The organism is Pseudomonas sp. SWRI99 (genome assembly GCF_014270125.1).
GTDB lineage: Bacteria > Pseudomonadota > Gammaproteobacteria > Pseudomonadales > Pseudomonadaceae > Aquipseudomonas > Aquipseudomonas hamedanensis.
The window spans coordinates 261,674-276,288 of sequence record NZ_JABWQR010000004.1 but is presented as its reverse complement, the minus strand read 5'-3'; the positions used below and the strand labels follow the sequence as shown (position 1 = coordinate 276,288).

The following is a 14,615-nucleotide window of genomic DNA, read 5'->3' as shown; positions in this document are numbered from 1 at the left end:
CATTTGGAATGCGGTCAAATGTGGGAGCGAGCTTGCTCGCGAAGGGGCCCTCATGGGCGATAGAGGTGAGCATGCCCGGCGCGATACAGCGATGACTCGCTGAATACCTCACTGCCTAACACTCGCCCGACCAGAATCAGCGCCGTGCGTCGAAAATCCTTGGCCTCGACTTTCCCGGCGATATCCGCCAGCGTCCCCACCACCCAATCCTGATCCGGCCACGTCGCCCGGTGAATCACCGCAATCGGGCAGTCCGCGCCGTAATGCGGCAGCAGCTCGGCGAGGATTTTCTCCAGATGCTTGACCCCCAGATGAATCGCCATGGTCGCCCCATGCTGCGCGAGGCTGCCGAGTGCTTCGCCCGCCGGCATGGCGGTTTTGTCGGCATAACGCGTCAGAATCACGCTTTGCGAAACGTCCGGCAGCGTCAGTTCGGCACCGAGCAAGGCCGCACACGCAGCCGTGGCGGTGACACCAGGGATGATTTCAAAGGGAATACCAAGTTCGCGCAAGCAGCGAATCTGCTCACCGATCGCGCCATAGAGGCTCGGATCACCGGAGTGCACCCTTGCCACGTCCTGGCCTCGGTCATGGGCAGACTTGATCAGGTCGATGATTTGTTCCAGGTGCAGTTCAGCGCTGTTGACCACCGTTTCGGCGCGATGGCCTTCAAGCACCGCCGCCGGCACCAGCGAACCTGCATAAATGATCACCGGGCAGTCACGGATCAGCCGTTGGCCTTTGACGGTGATCAGTTCCGGGTCGCCGGGGCCGGCGCCGATGAAGTAAACGGTCATGGTGCAATCCTGTGAAAGCGCATTGATGAGCACGCAGATGAACAATGCTCATGATCGAAAGTGGAGATTATCGAGGTTTTAGGCAGCGCCGGCCAACGCCAGGGTGGCCTGAGCGTATTTTTGCCGGGCAATCAGCAGTTTCGCCGGGCCCTGAATCAGCCGTTCGGCAAGCGCCAGTGCGGCGCTTTCCGCGACCCCGTAACAGCCGGTTCGCTCGTAGGCAATCTGAGAGTGATGGCTGAGGCGCGGCTGGTAAGCGGCCAGTTCGGCACTGCTGAAATATTGCAGAGGCAGATCCAATTGCCTGGCGAGTTCCAGCAGGCCCGGTTCGTCGCGCTTCAAATCGATACTGGCCAGCGCCTTGACCGCTCGCAGTTCGATGCGATGCGCCTGTAATGCTTGATCAAGTAGCGCGCGCAGCGTGGTGGCCGTGCAGCCACGCTGGCAGCCCAGGCCGACCACCAGGGTTGGCGCCGTGCTGGCGTCATTCATGCCGGATTTTTGCGGCGGAACAACCAGGCGCTGATCAGGCCCAGGGCCAGCCAGAACGCGACGTTGGTCAACTGCGAGGCAATCTTGAACTGAGTTTCCAATGCTTGTGGGGCGAGCATCGAATGCACCTGCGGCTGCGGCGCGCCGATCACGTGGGGCACCAGCAGGATGGCGACACCGAAGATTTTCATCAGCCAGTTGTGGCTGAACGCAAGCAAGGCCAGGCCGACAGCGGTGGAGGCGGCCGTACCGATCCACCAGAGCTGCCGTGAAGCCAGGTCCGCCGCGGCAGTGCCCGGCAATTCCGGCGGCAGGCCCAGGGTCGGTGCCAGCACGAACGTCGCGTAACCGGCCAGGCCCCAGAGCAGGCCCTGCGAGGTTTCCGTCGGCGCACGCAGCGTGTACAGGCCGGCAAGCATCAGGGCGAAACCGATGGCGACGACCAGATTGCCGCCCGTGGTCGACACCACACGTTGCCAGCCGTTTTCCGGCTCCCAGGCTTCGCTGTCATGGCTATGAGCAGCAGCCCCGGCGGCGTGTTCGTGAGCTTCGGCCACCGGCTCGGCTTGCTCGTAGGTTTCCGCCTGCAAAATCAGCGGCGACACCCAGAAGCTTTGCAGCAGGGTGAGCAGCAGGGCGGCCAGCAGGCCGCTGAAGCCTGCGGTTTGGGCAATGCGCTTGATCATCTCGGCAGGTCTCAGTGGCACGGGAACGCGGCGCTGTGGCGGGTATCGTGGGCGGCGTTGTGCACCGCTTCGATGTGCGAGAACCCGGCGAAATAGACGAGGCCGGCGCCGAGGATCGACGCCAGCAGCGCGGCGATCAGGCGTTGCGACAGGGTGCTGGTGCTGGAGATGGTGTCTGTGGTGTTGCCGGTGCTGCTGATAATCGACATGGCGCTTCCCTCTGAAGTGTCAGCGGGTGAACAGAGCGCATGCAGACTCCCCGCGAGTCAGGCCCGCAGAGGTTCGAACAGCGCCCGCCCACCGCGGGTTTGTCTGGTGCAGTGACGCCGAGGCGCACTGTGTGTTGCGGGCCGGTCTCCGGGCTCACGAGGGGTTGGCATTGAAGCCGACCTGCAAGCATCACCTTCCCATGCCGGGGCACAGTGGATCTGACGCTTCGCTCGCTTACCGTTGCGGGGGCAGCACCGGACTGACATGGCTTGAGAGTAAAGCACATGATTCACCGGTTTCCCGTTTCACCCTGTGAAGGGCACCCGTAACAAGTTGTGTAGGAGAGCATGGGCGGGGATCGCCGTCAATCGACGACTAGCGCAGGGCGAGCAGCACGTACACCGCCAAAGCAATCAGAAACGCATAGTAAGACTTCAGTCGCGTCAGGCTCAGCAGCCAGGCCAGCGCCACCGGCACGATCCACGGCATGGCCGCCGCCTGTTGTGTCGCCAGCGGATACAGCGCCCCGGCCAGCAGGCTGACCAGCATCGCCACCGAGGTGTATTTGCCAAGCCGGTCGATGAAGGCACGGGCGCCGCCGGACAGCCGTTCGACATTGACCGCCAGCGGCAACAAGCGGCACACCGCCGACACCAGCGCGCAGATCGCAACGTACAGCCAGAAGGTACTAGGGTCGGTCATAGGCGTAACTCGTCAGGACCGTGACCGCCAGCACCAGCAGCAGGCTGATTTCGCCCAGCCAGAGCAAACTCGCGGCAGCGGCCAGGCCGGCAATCCATTGTCCATGGAAGCTGTGACGGTCGCGCGCCATTTTGCCCAGCGATGCGCTGAGAAAGATCGCAATCACTACGCTGGCGTGGTCCATCAAGGCGTCGTCGGCCAGGCGGGCGAAGCAGTAACCGACCACGGTGCCGAGCAGGGCGGCGGCGTACAACAACAAGCACACGGTGTTGGCGTACGGGCGGCTGATCGGCTGCTGTTCCTTGCGGATCGACATCAGCGTGAAGGCCGCGTTAGCCATCACCGCCAGCGCCGGGACGAATGTTTTGATCGGGCCGTCGAGGCTCGATTTCAGGCTCAGCGTGAACACCAGAAAACGCAGGTTGATGCTCAGTGCCGACACCAGCACGCCGAAAGCATTGAGCAGATGCGCCGGGGTTTCCAGCAGCGTCAGTTGCAACGGCGAGGCCATCACCGTGCCGCTGAACACCACCATGGCCGGCAAGTCCAGGCCATGGCGGCGCCCGAGCATGCCGATCAGGCTGAAGGTCAGCAGCAGCGAAAAGACGAACGGCAGCGCATCGCGAATACCGGTCGCAATCTCGTTGTGCGCCGCCGGTTTTGCCAGTGCGGACTCAGCCGGCATGGGTGCTGCGGCGCGCGTCGGTAAGCAGCTTCTCCACGCCGTTTTTATAGGCCAGGGCTTTTTCCAGGTAGTACTCGGTGGAAAAGCGCGGAATGAACTCTTCGACCACCGCCACCCCGCGATAGCCATTGACTGCAAAGCGATTGAGCACATCGCTCAGGCGCAGGTTGCCTTCGCCGATCGGCAGGTGCTGGTGGTGGGTGTCGTTGAGGTCGGCGATGTGCAAATGGCGGGTCACCGGCGCGAGAGCGGCGATGGCGGCGAACAGCTCGTCGCCATACGGCAGCAGTGAGCACAGGTGCGTCACATCGATGGTCACGAAGCAGCCGGTTTGCTGGTGGAAACGCAGGTGTTCCTCGACCGTGAAAACCGGGAATTTCGGCCGCTGACCGCCCATGTTTTCCAGGCACAGGGCGATGCCCGTCGTATTGCAACGTGCCTTGACTTGATTGATGGCGGCGATCAGGTTGTCGAGCAGTTCGCGGTTTTCCAGTTGATCCTTGTAGCCGGGGTGGAAGGTGACGCTGGTGGCGCCGGCCTGACGGGAAAAGTCCACGGCGGCGCTCAGGCAGTCCACGGCCTGCGCACGTTCGGCCAGATCCGCGGAACACAGGTTGTACTCGCGGCCCCACCAGCCGGCATGCACCGTCAGCGTGATGCCGTTCTGCTCGGTGAAGCTGCGGATCTGTCGGGCGAGGTTCGCACGTTGTTCGGTGCTGAGCGACCAGAACACCTTTTCGGCGTCTTCGCCGATTTCGAATTCCACGGCCTTGAAGTAGCGGGCCAGATCGGTGATCGAACCGAAAATGTCCGCCGGATTGTCGTAGACGTTGGTGGAAAAAGAGATCAGCGGGAAATCAGCGCTGATCGGCCCATCGATGCGGTACAGCGTCTCTTGTGTGGTCATTGCGCCTGTCCTTGCGTAGTGAAAGGTGGGTGGGAAATCGCGGCGTTGAACAGCACCGGGTCGTCCGCCTCGCGACAGGCCAGCAACACGTAGCCGTGACGGTCGGCGGAGCGGCGGATCGGGCGGCCGAACTTGTCGTGGTTGAGGCTCGCGCGCAGGGCGAAGGGTTGCTCCAGTAGACGTGCCTGTAGCGGTTGCGGGTCAGTGGCGGGGTCCGCTTCGATGTAGCGGATCGCCATTTTCACGTAGGGCTTTTCCGGCGCCGGCAGCGCGATGCCGGTCATGGCGGCGAGGGTGCTGGCGGCCAGGTGCACGCCGGTGGTTTTCCAGACCATTTCCCAGATCTGGTCGCCGCCGAAGCGGGTCTGGGTTTCGATGAACTGCAGGCGTGAACCGTCGAGCTTGACCTCGGTATGCGCCGGTCCCCAGCGATTGCCCATGCGTTCGAGCAGCCACAGCACGGCTTCTTCGATTTGTACACGCGTGGCGTTGTCGAGCCCGGCCGGAAAGTCATGCCCGGTTTCGACGTAACCCGGCGCGCCGCTGGTGTGCTTGCGCGTGATACCAAGGATTTGATGGCGGCCGTCCAGGCTCAGCGACTCGACGCTGTATTCATCGCCACCGGCGAACGCCTCGATCAGATTGTCGCCTTGAAGCTGTAGATGCTCGGCTTCCTCCGGTTGGTTGATGGCATAAACGCCCTGGCTGCCCGAGCCGTTGACGGGTTTGACGATGGCCGGACCATGACGCAGAACGAAGGCGCGAACCTCCTCGACACGGGTCACCGCTGCAGCCGGCAGCTCGTAGCGGCTGCCCTGAAGCAACTGGCGAAAGCGCAGCTTGTCGCGGCTGACTTCGACGCTGCGCAGGCTGTTGTGAGTGATGCCCAGCCGTTCGCCGAGCTGTGAGGCGGGCAACAGGCCCAGCTCCGAGAACGACACCACGGCAGCGAATGGCCGCTGCCGGTGCAAGCGCTCAAGCGTTTCGCTATAGGCCGAGAGGTCGGCGATATCTGGTGTCAGCACCAGCGTTGCATGCTCGCGCTGGTACTCAGAGACCTCGCCGGGTTGTTGAACGAGGGTAAAGCGCAGTTGCCGCGCAGTGTCCCAATCCAGCCCCGAATCGCGCCCGCCGATGAGCAAGACGTGCTTGCCGCTCGCCGCCGTCGAGGTTTCGCCGTAGACATCGAGGTCAGCGACGGCCAGCACGGATTCACGCAGGCTCGCGGTGTCGGGCTGCTTGAACTCGATGTACAGATAGTTCTGAAAACCGTGGCTGACCGGGCCAATGCTGTCGCCCGCATTGACGTAGGCGTACCAGCGCTGGAAGCCCGGCAGGCAGGTGATGCGCTCGGCGTTGTGCAGGCCGTCATAGAAGCGGTCTGCACGGGCGAAGGGGGTGGCGATGCCGAACGGTGCGGGCGTCTGGCGGGGCTGGGGCAGCGTTTGCGCGCTGAGTGCCCGGTGATAACAAACGTCCAGCGACAACCCCCACGCCTGGCGAATGACATGAATCCGGCTGCCGCCCGGGCGCGCGCCAACCTCCAGAACTCGCGGCCCGTTGGCGGTGAGAATGAATTCGACGTGGGCAAACGTACCCGCCAGTTCCAGCGCTTTCACCGCGTCATGGGCCAGGCGCTGGCAGCGCGCTTGCAACGCGGTATCGGCGGCCAGCGTCGACGGGGTGTAGCGGGCGAAGTGGTGAAAATCAGCGCGACCGATATCGACACCGGCGATCACGTCGACAATCGGAAAACTGTGGATCGTGCCGTCCGCCGCGATGGCGCAATCAATGGAATGGTTGGAGCCCTGAAGGTATTCCTCCAGCAGCAACTGATCGGTCTCACGCTGTTTGCCCGCCACGTAACGTTGCAGCGCGGGCCATTCATGGCGGGCGTAGTCGAGCAGTTCCTGTGGATTGTGGAGGCAGCGCACAAACAGGCTGCTGTAGAGGTTCGCCGGTTTCAGAATGAACGGGTAGGGCAGTTCCGTCGGGCGCGCGAGCAGCTCGTCGATGCGGACCTCGCGCGACAGCACGTGCAGATCGGGATTGCCCGACTGCTGGAAGCGTTGGCGTTGCAGCACCTTGTCCAAGGTGTTTTCCACGTTCCGATGCAAATGCGCCAGGGCCGGTAGCGCCGCGCACAGTCGGGCGGTGATGGCGACATAGCCTTCGCGAAAATTCAGCACGCTGGTGAACCGGTGCTCGTCGCGCAGGCGCTGCGTCAGGGCAATCAGTTCCGCGCTCAGCCCTTTGGAAAAATCGTACCGGGCCACGGGCGAAATCCGGCTCGCGTCGGCGATCTTGCTGGTCTTGCGGCTGTCGGCGATCAGCAGCGGTGTAATGCCTTCGGCGAGCAGGCCTTCGTATTCGCCGTCGCGGATGTTGCCGATAATCAGGCAGGCTGGCGCGCTCATTGGCAAGCCTCCTGGTCGAAGCTGTAGTGGATCCGGTTCAGGCGTTGACAGATGTGGTTCAGGCGGACGCGGTCCACGCCGTTCGCGCCACCGCTGAGGACGTTGCGGATGATGTGCGCCAAGGCATCCAGGTCCTCGCCGGTGATACCGAGTCGGGTAATTTCCTGCAGGCCGAAGCGCAGGCAGTCGCGGCCGTTGACCTGTTTGTTGTTGACCCGAATGCCCAGTTCGTTGAGCTGTTGCGCCGTTTGCCGGGCCTGTTCACCTTCGAGCAACAGCAGGTGCGTGTCGGTGGGGTGCAGCGTCCAGCCGGGAATGCCGACCAGCGCGTCGTGCAACTGGCGGGTGTTGGCGCACATGCGCTGGGCGTAGGCCTGGCCGTACTGCCGGGTTTCCACGAGGGTGACGAACAATTGCAACAGGCCGGGCAAGTTAGGCGAAGACACCAGCCCGCCGCTGAGGGTCTGCTCGATCCGCCGGGCGAGGTCGGCACGCCGCGACACGATCAGCGCCCGGTGCGGACCGGCGAGGGATTTGTGCGTGTTGCCCTGAAGAATGTCGGCCCCGTCGTCCAGCGGATTGGGGAAGGCCTGACCGGCGATCAGCCCCAGAGTGTGCGAGGCGTCATAGATAATCAGCGTGCGTTGCAGGCCGCAGCGATCGAGCAATGCGCGCAACGGCTGAAGGGCGATCGCCCGGGTGGTCAGGCCGTGGTCGAGCAGTACAGCCGCGGGGGGCGCCGCGAGGGTTTGAAGCTGTTGCTGGAAATCCTCGAGATCGATTTGCCCGCCAGCGGTCAGTCTGCAAAACACGCTGTGCCTGCCGATTTTTTGCACCAGTGGGCCAGTAGCAAAATGTCCGCCGCTGGCGGGTGCCAGCGACACAATGGCGTCGCCCGGTTCGCTCAGGGCGGCCAGCACGCTCAGTGTGCAGTGCACGCCGGACAACACGCGATACTCGACGAAAGGGGCGTTGAACATCGCCTGCACGGCCTGGGTCGCCAATGCCTTCAATGTTTCGACTTCGGGAAAGTGCTCGATCTGCATGCCGTTGAATTCAGCGGCATAGCGTTGGCCTTCGATGGCTTGAGCGTTGAACAAGTAACGCTCGTAATGCCGGTTCTGGCCGAGTGTGCGCGCAGTGTCGGACAAAATATTTTCATTGGCCGTCAGCGACAAGGTACAAGTTCGTCGCGCTCCGGCCTGTTGGAACTGTTCAATAATAAAATCATGTGCGCCGGGTGTGCCGACTGAAAGTGCATGGCTTGAATGATTCATTAATAGTCCGCCAGGTCGAAGTCGATAATCAACATGTCGCGGCTGCCGCGATCCGAATGCATGCCTGATGTTTGCAGCGGTGAAACTTCGTGCAGAAGTATTCGGTCATTCAAAACAACGGTTTCCATGTAGTCCGTCAAAGTTGCACTGAATACACAGTCGCCTTCTTCCGCAAATATCCGGCTTTCTCCCCCCGTGACTTGCTGGCGTTGGATCAGGTGTTGAAAGACAAAATCGTGCCCGTCGCGATGCCGGCCTTCGGGGGTGGCGTGGCCGGCATTGCGTTCATCGCAGAGGATGCGGAATTGATGGCAGGTCACCAGCCAGTCACGCGGGCCGACGGTCAACTCCATCAGTGCCAGGTCGGCGGCGAGCAAAGTTCGCAGGACCGCAGAGTCGATGAATCCCGCTTCGCTGCGCGTATAAGTGCGCTGTACCCCGCCCAGCAGCGGGTTGTGGGCCTGGGCCTGAAAAAAATGGCAGTCGGGCAGCGGCGTCCATTGGTGTGCCCGATGACGATATTCGAACTTGCAGATGCGCCGCTCGCGGACACCGTTTTGCGCGTGCAAATATCCGTCGCGAGGCAAACGCTCCCAAGTCGCATTGAATGCCCGGCAATCTCCGCGCCCCAGCCTCGCAACCTGCGCCGCCGGATACTGGTCACTGTGCACGTAGTGGTGATGACTCAGTCGTTCGGCAAGTTCCTTCAATACAGCATCGCCTGAATGCCGTAATGCATGGCCGGCACTCATGCTGTTGCTACACAAGTTTGAGGGGTCGGAATAAACAGAATGGAACACTGATAATAATCAGGCATGCAAGAATTCCTTTCTTGTGGGGGCGCAGTCCATGTGAGGCCCATGGTTCATATCCTGTATTAATTTATCAATTGTGTTTTTGTAAAGAAATGTAATTAAGGTGTTCAGACGCTCTATTTCAAGTGTGTCCGCCGAATTGCACTTAGTTGGTGGCCGATTGATATGTCAGAGATAACTTACAGATTTTGTGTTAGTTGAGATCTGTTCTCGATACATATATGAAAGATTAATGTCCATATAGCGATGATATTGCAAAGATTGACCCGCCTGCCGCGCATGCGTAGCCTTGCGCTTTCGAGGTTCTTCGGCGCGTGCCGAAGCTAAGAAGGGAACGCGGTCAAAGCCGCGGCTGCCCCCGCAACTGTGAACGGTGCTGTTCGCTGCCACGCCACTGCCGGCCCCTTGCAAGGAGCCAGCGGGAAGGCGCAGCGAATACCAGGCCCAAGGCCTGAACACCGTCAGCCAGGAGACCTGCCTCGTCACAGATTTCTGACTTTCAACCGGGCGGGGTGATCCGGTGGCGAATTCTCCAGGCGCGCGCGTGCGTTGCCGGTTCTCGTCCCGTATGCCCGCCGCTTGCCAAAGGGCATATCGATGAAAACACTGGCCAAACTCCCCGTCACCATCGTCACCGGCTTCCTCGGTTCGGGCAAAACCACCTTGCTCCGGCACATGCTCGACAACGCTCAGGGCCGTCGTATCGCGGTGATCGTCAATGAGTTCGGCGAGTTGGGCATCGACGGTGAAATCCTCAAGCAATGCACCATCGGCTGCACCGAAGAAGAGGCCAGCGGCCGCGTCTACGAACTGGCCAACGGCTGCTTGTGCTGCACCGTTCAGGAAGAATTCTTCCCGGTGATGCGTGAGCTGGTGGCGCGCCGTGGCGACCTCGATCACATCCTCATCGAAACGTCCGGCCTGGCCTTGCCAAAACCCTTGGTGCAAGCGTTCCAGTGGCCGGAAATCCGCAGTGCCTGCACCGTTGACGCGGTGATTACCGTGGTCGACAGCCCGGCCGTGGCCGCCGGCACCTTCGCCGCGTTCCCGGATCAGGTCGACGCCCAGCGCAAACTTGACCCGAACCTGGACCACGAATCGCCGCTGCACGAATTGTTCGCCGATCAACTGGCCAGCGCCGACCTCGTCATCCTCAACAAAGCCGACCAGACCAGCCCTGAAGACCTTGCGCGTGTACGCCTGGAAGTCGCCGAAGAACTGCCGCCTGCGGTAAAAATCGTCGAAGCGAGCAACGGACGCCTGCCACTGGACGTGCTGATCGGCCTCGGCGCCGGCTCCGAAGAACACATCGACAGCCGCCACAGCCATCACGATCACCACCACGACGGCGATGACGATCACGACGACCACGATCACGACGCCTTCGACTCGATCTCCATCGAACTGCCGCAAGCTGACGAAAGCTTGATGCTCGACGCGCTGACCCAATTGGTCGTGCAGCACGGCATCCTGCGCGTCAAGGGCTTTGCGGCGATCCCGAACAAACCGATGCGCCTGCTGATTCAAGGCGTCGGGACGCGTTTCGACAAGCACTTCGACCGCCAGTGGGGCGCCGGGGAAGCCCGGACCACGCGTCTGGTGTTGATCGGTCAGCAACTCGACGCCGTGCAACTCGAAGCGCAATTGCGCGCCGCACTCAGCGTTTAATCCATGCACCTGCTCAGGACCCAGCCCGGCGGTTTCGTTTCGGAAGACAACATCGCCGACCTTGGACAAACCCCCGCCGACCTGGTGATCCTGTGCAGCGGCGATTCGAGCCTGGCACTGCTCGCCGAAGCGGCCCGGCAACTGCCCGATGACTACCCGAGCCTGCGCCTGGCCAACCCGATGCAGGTGCAGAACCATGCGTCGGTCGACCTGTACGTCGACGAGGTGCTGCGCCACGCCAAGGTGATTGTGATTTCGCTACACGGCGGCATCGCCTATTGGCGCTATGGTGTCGAGCGTCTGGTTGAACTGTCCGAGCGCGGCGTGCAGGTGATTCTGGTGCCGGGCGACGACCGGCCCGACCCTGAGCTCAGCGACCTGAGTACCGTCGACGCAGTGGATCGTGATCGCCTCTGGCAGTTCTTGCGTCAGGGCGGCATGGGCAATGCGCTGGATTTCTTCCGTTGTCTGGCCAGCCGTTGGCTCGCCCGCGATTACCCTTGGGCCGAACCGCAAGCGTTGCCGCGCACGGCGATTTACCACCCCGACAAAACGTCCGCCGCGCTGAGCGACTGGCAAGCCGAATGGCTGCCTGAAAAACCGGTCGCGGCGGTGCTGTTCTACCGCTCGCACCTGCAGGCGGCCAACACCGCATTTATCGATGTTTTCTGCCAGCGCTTGCAGGCCGCCGGGCTCAATCCGCTGCCGATCGCCGTCGCCAGCCTGAAAGAGCCGGGCTGCCTGGCAGTGGTCGAAGACTGGCTGGACGACGTCGAGGCGCGGCTGATCCTCAACACCACCGGTTTCGCTCAGTCCAGCCCGGAGGCGCCGCACCTGCGGCCGTTTCGCCGCAACATCCCGGTGATTCAGGCAATCTGCGCGCAGGACAACGAGCCGGGCTGGCGCGACAGCGAGCAGGGCCTGGGGCCGCGCGATCTGGCCATGCACATTGCCTTGCCGGAACTGGACGGGCGCATCATCAGCCGGCCGATCAGTTTCAAGGACCTGGCCTGGCGCAGCGAGCGTAGCCAGTCGGATGTGGTCTGCTATCGCGCGCAGCCGGAGCGCATGGATTTTGTCGCCGAACTGGCGCGGCGCTGGATCGATCTGGCCCAAGTGCCGAACGGCGAAAAACGCGTCGCGCTGATTCTTGCCAACTACCCGACTCGCGACGGCCGCATCGGCAACGGCGTCGGCCTCGATACGCCGGCGGCGGCGCTGAATATCCTGCGTGCGTTGCGGGACGAGGGCTACCCGATCACCGCTGAATTGCCCGATAGCGGCACCGCGTTGATTCAGCAGTTGCTCGGTGGTGTCAGCAACGACCTCGACAGCCTCGACCTGCGTCCGTGCCAGCAAAGTCTGGCGATGGACGATTACCTGACGATGTTCAACGCACTGCCGCCGGCCAATCGCGCTGCGGTGGTCGAGCGCTGGGGCGCGCCGCAAGACGATCCGATGTGTCGTGACGGACGCATGATGATTGCCGGTTTGCGCTTGGGCCTGACCTTTGTCGGCATTCAACCGGCGCGCGGTTATCAGGTCGATCCGAGCGCCGTGTATCACGACCCGGATCTGGTGCCGCCCCATGGTTATCTGGCGTTCTATTTCTGGTTACGCAGCGCCTATGACGCGCACGCGCTGATCCATGTCGGCAAGCATGGCAACCTCGAATGGCTGCCGGGCAAAGGCGTTGGCCTCTCGGAACAGTGCTGGCCGGATGCGCTGCTCGGACCGTTGCCCAACATCTATCCGTTTATCGTCAATGACCCGGGCGAGGGCGCCCAGGCCAAGCGGCGTACGCAGGCGGTGATCATCGACCACCTGATGCCGCCGCTGACCCGCGCCGAGACCTATGGGCCATTGCGCAATCTGGAATTGCTCGCCGACGAATATTACGAAGCACAGTTGCTTGACCCGCGCCGCGCCCGTGAGCTGCAACGCGACATTCTGCAACTGGTGCGTGACACGCAAATCGACCGTGAGCTGCAACTGGATGCAGCACTGGACAGCGACGCTGACGCGGCGATCTGGTTGCCCCGTCTGGACACCTATTTGTGCGACTTGAAGGAATCGCAGATCCGCGATGGTCTGCACATTTTCGGCGAATCGCCGAGCGGACGGTTGCGCATCGACACCTTGCTCGCGCTGCTGCGCATACCACGTGGCGACGGCAAGGGCGCGCAGTCGAGTTTGTTGCGCGCGCTCGCCAAGGCTTTCGAGCTGGGCTTCGACCCGCTGGATTGCGGTTTGGCCGATCCGTGGACCGGCCCGCGCCCCATTGAGTTGCAAACCCTCAGCGATGAAGTCTGGCGTAGCGCCGGCGACACTCGCGAACGCCTTGAATTGTTCGGCACCCAGCTTATCGCACAGACACTGCACGACCCGTGTGGGAGCGGGCTTGCTCGCGAAAGCGGTGTATCAGTTGACTCAATATTGGCTGACACTCCGCTATCGCAAGCAGGCTCACTCCTACAGGGACCGGGTTGGGCTGAGGTTAATGCAATCCTCGACCACCTGCGTGACATCGTCGCCCCACGCCTGGACGCTTGCGGCCCCGCCGAAATGCGCGGTCTGCTCGACGCCCTGAGCGGTCGTTTCGTCCCGGCCGGCCCCAGTGGCGCCCCTAGTCGCGGTCGTCTCGACGTGCTGCCCACCGGGCGCAATTTTTATTCGGTCGACGTGCGCAACCTGCCGACCACCACCGCGTGGCGCATCGGTTTTCAGTCCGCCACGCTGATTCTTGAGCGGCACTTGCAGGACCACGGCGACCACTTGCGCCAGCTCGGGCTGTCAGTCTGGGGCACCGCCACCATGCGTACCGGCGGCGATGACATCGCCCAGGCCATGGCGTTGATGGGCGTGCGTCCGGTCTGGGCCACGGGCAGTCAGCGCGTGGATGATTTCGAGATTCTGCCGCTGAGCCTGCTCGATCGCCCACGGGTCGATGTCACGCTGCGCGTCTCCGGGTTTTTCCGCGATGCGTTTGCCAATTTGATCCGCCTGTTCGACGCCGCTGTGCAAGCGGTTGCCGCACTCGATGAGCCGGACGACTTGAACCCGCTGGCCGCCAGGGTGCGCGCTGAACGTGAAGCCTTATTGCAATCGGGCGTCGACGAGGACACCGCACGGCGCCAGGCCGGCTGGCGAATTTTCGGCGCCAAACCCGGTGCCTACGGCGCGGGCGTGCAGGGCGCCATCGACGGCCGTTTGTGGCAGACCCGCGAGGATCTCGCCGAGGTCTATCTGAACTGGGGCGCCTACGCCTACGGCGGTTCCGACGAAGGCACCGCCGCCCGCGAGCAGTTCAGCCAGCGCCTGAGCCAGGTACAAGCGGTGCTGCAAAATCAGGACAATCGCGAGCACGACTTGCTGGACTCCAACGACTATTACCAGTTTCAGGGCGGCATGCTCGCGGCGGTAGAAACCCTGCGCGGCGAGGCGGCGAGCAGTTATCACGGCGATCACAGTCAGCCGGATCTGCCAAAAATCCGCACTTTGAAGGAGGAGCTGAACCGGGTGATTCGCTCACGGGCGGCGAACCCGAAATGGATGGACGGGGTCAAGCGTCACGGCTATAAAGGCGCGTTCGAACTGGCCGCGACTGTCGACAACCTGTTTGCATTTGATGCGACCACGCAACTGATCGACGATCATCAGTACGCGCTGCTGGCGGATGCGTATTTGCTGGACCCGGCCACCCGGGATTTTGTTCGTGAACACAATCCGCATGCGCTGCGGGATATGACTGAGCGCATGCTCGAAGCGCAGCAACGCGGGATGTGGCAGGCGCCGGGGGCTTACAAAGAAGCGCTGGAAAACCTCCTGCTGGATATAGAAGAAGACACCTGACCCACTGCGATCCCCTGTAGGCCTTCGCCTGCTCGCGATAGCGTCACATCAGCTTACAACGAGTTAACTGACACACCGCCATCGCGAGCAGGCTCGCTCCTACAGTT

General features: G+C 62.4%; 12 protein-coding genes and 2 riboswitches. Of the genes, 2 read left to right on the top strand and 10 right to left on the bottom strand.

What is annotated here, in order from left to right; genetic code table 11:
• Positions 1-50 precede the first annotated feature (50 nt).
• The 10 genes from cobM to HU743_RS05335 form a co-directional block, all read right to left on the bottom strand.
• Complete coding sequence (gene cobM / locus HU743_RS05380; protein WP_186647410.1) at positions 51-797, bottom strand: precorrin-4 C(11)-methyltransferase; 747 nt, start codon at positions 795-797, stop codon at positions 51-53.
• A gap of 78 nt (positions 798-875) precedes the next feature.
• Positions 876-1,289, bottom strand: coding sequence for a cobalamin biosynthesis protein (locus HU743_RS05375; RefSeq protein WP_186647409.1), 414 nt, complete (start codon positions 1,287-1,289; stop codon positions 876-878).
• Positions 1,286-1,975 carry a CbtA family protein gene (locus tag HU743_RS05370; protein WP_186647431.1) on the bottom strand — a complete coding sequence of 230 codons (690 nt, stop codon included), beginning with the start codon at positions 1,973-1,975 and terminating at the stop codon, positions 1,286-1,288. The genes HU743_RS05375 and HU743_RS05370 overlap by 4 nt, the downstream gene beginning before the upstream one ends.
• Positions 1,976-1,986: 11 nt before the next feature.
• Positions 1,987-2,184: a CbtB-domain containing protein gene (locus HU743_RS05365; protein ID WP_186546432.1), complete on the bottom strand. Its 198-nt coding sequence runs from the start codon at positions 2,182-2,184 to the stop codon at positions 1,987-1,989.
• Positions 2,185-2,305: 121 nt separating this feature from the next.
• Positions 2,306-2,527, bottom strand: a riboswitch (cobalamin riboswitch).
• Between the two features lie 33 nt (positions 2,528-2,560).
• Entirely contained in the window at positions 2,561-2,887 is a 327-nt protein-coding gene (locus HU743_RS05360) for a hypothetical protein (RefSeq protein ID WP_186637632.1), read from the bottom strand.
• Positions 2,874-3,572: an AzlC family ABC transporter permease gene (locus tag HU743_RS05355; protein ID WP_186623244.1), complete on the bottom strand. Its 699-nt coding sequence runs from the start codon at positions 3,570-3,572 to the stop codon at positions 2,874-2,876. The genes HU743_RS05360 and HU743_RS05355 overlap by 14 nt, the downstream gene beginning before the upstream one ends.
• The gene (locus tag HU743_RS05350; RefSeq protein WP_186647407.1) at positions 3,562-4,479 is read right to left on the bottom strand and encodes a sugar phosphate isomerase/epimerase family protein; all 918 of its coding nucleotides are present in this window, start codon (positions 4,477-4,479) and stop codon (positions 3,562-3,564) included. The genes HU743_RS05355 and HU743_RS05350 overlap by 11 nt, the downstream gene beginning before the upstream one ends.
• On the bottom strand, positions 4,476-6,896 hold the full coding sequence (locus HU743_RS05345; RefSeq protein WP_186647405.1) for an ATP-grasp domain-containing protein: 2,421 nt from the start codon (positions 6,894-6,896) through the stop codon (positions 4,476-4,478). Before HU743_RS05345 ends, HU743_RS05350 begins: the two co-directional genes overlap by 4 nt.
• The gene (locus tag HU743_RS05340) at positions 6,893-8,173 is read right to left on the bottom strand and encodes a hypothetical protein (protein WP_186647403.1); all 1,281 of its coding nucleotides are present in this window, start codon (positions 8,171-8,173) and stop codon (positions 6,893-6,895) included. The genes HU743_RS05345 and HU743_RS05340 overlap by 4 nt, the downstream gene beginning before the upstream one ends.
• The gene (locus HU743_RS05335; protein WP_186647401.1) at positions 8,173-8,925 is read right to left on the bottom strand and encodes a 2OG-Fe dioxygenase family protein; all 753 of its coding nucleotides are present in this window, start codon (positions 8,923-8,925) and stop codon (positions 8,173-8,175) included. Before HU743_RS05335 ends, HU743_RS05340 begins: the two co-directional genes overlap by 1 nt.
• Before the next feature lie 346 nt (positions 8,926-9,271).
• A riboswitch (cobalamin riboswitch) is annotated at positions 9,272-9,485 on the top strand.
• Positions 9,486-9,585: 100 nt separating this feature from the next.
• On the opposite strand from HU743_RS05335, the gene cobW reads away from it, so the two are divergent.
• On the top strand, positions 9,586-10,656 hold the full coding sequence (gene cobW, locus HU743_RS05330) for a cobalamin biosynthesis protein CobW (RefSeq protein WP_238351690.1): 1,071 nt from the start codon (positions 9,586-9,588) through the stop codon (positions 10,654-10,656).
• Between the two features lie 3 nt (positions 10,657-10,659).
• A complete protein-coding gene (cobN, locus tag HU743_RS05325; RefSeq protein ID WP_186647397.1) occupies positions 10,660-14,508 on the top strand; it encodes a cobaltochelatase subunit CobN in 3,849 nt (1,282 codons plus the stop codon).
• Positions 14,509-14,615: the final 107 nt, after the last annotated feature.

What these genes read in the sequence shown, in the direction of transcription:
- cobM (WP_186647410.1), bottom strand. Translation starts at nt 797, where the DNA reads ATGACCGTTTACTTCATCGGCGCCGGCCCCGGCGACCCGGAACTGATC.
- HU743_RS05375 (WP_186647409.1), bottom strand. Translation starts at nt 1,289, where the DNA reads ATGAATGACGCCAGCACGGCGCCAACCCTGGTGGTCGGCCTGGGCTGC.
- HU743_RS05370 (WP_186647431.1), bottom strand. Translation starts at nt 1,975, where the DNA reads ATGATCAAGCGCATTGCCCAAACCGCAGGCTTCAGCGGCCTGCTGGCC.
- HU743_RS05365 (WP_186546432.1), bottom strand. Translation starts at nt 2,184, where the DNA reads ATGTCGATTATCAGCAGCACCGGCAACACCACAGACACCATCTCCAGC.
- HU743_RS05360 (WP_186637632.1), bottom strand. Translation starts at nt 2,887, where the DNA reads ATGACCGACCCTAGTACCTTCTGGCTGTACGTTGCGATCTGCGCGCTG.
- HU743_RS05355 (WP_186623244.1), bottom strand. Translation starts at nt 3,572, where the DNA reads ATGCCGGCTGAGTCCGCACTGGCAAAACCGGCGGCGCACAACGAGATT.
- HU743_RS05350 (WP_186647407.1), bottom strand. Translation starts at nt 4,479, where the DNA reads ATGACCACACAAGAGACGCTGTACCGCATCGATGGGCCGATCAGCGCT.
- HU743_RS05345 (WP_186647405.1), bottom strand. Translation starts at nt 6,896, where the DNA reads ATGAGCGCGCCAGCCTGCCTGATTATCGGCAACATCCGCGACGGCGAA.
- HU743_RS05340 (WP_186647403.1), bottom strand. Translation starts at nt 8,173, where the DNA reads ATGAATCATTCAAGCCATGCACTTTCAGTCGGCACACCCGGCGCACAT.
- HU743_RS05335 (WP_186647401.1), bottom strand. Translation starts at nt 8,925, where the DNA reads ATGAGTGCCGGCCATGCATTACGGCATTCAGGCGATGCTGTATTGAAG.
- cobW (WP_238351690.1), top strand. Translation starts at nt 9,586, where the DNA reads ATGAAAACACTGGCCAAACTCCCCGTCACCATCGTCACCGGCTTCCTC.
- cobN (WP_186647397.1), top strand. Translation starts at nt 10,660, where the DNA reads ATGCACCTGCTCAGGACCCAGCCCGGCGGTTTCGTTTCGGAAGACAAC.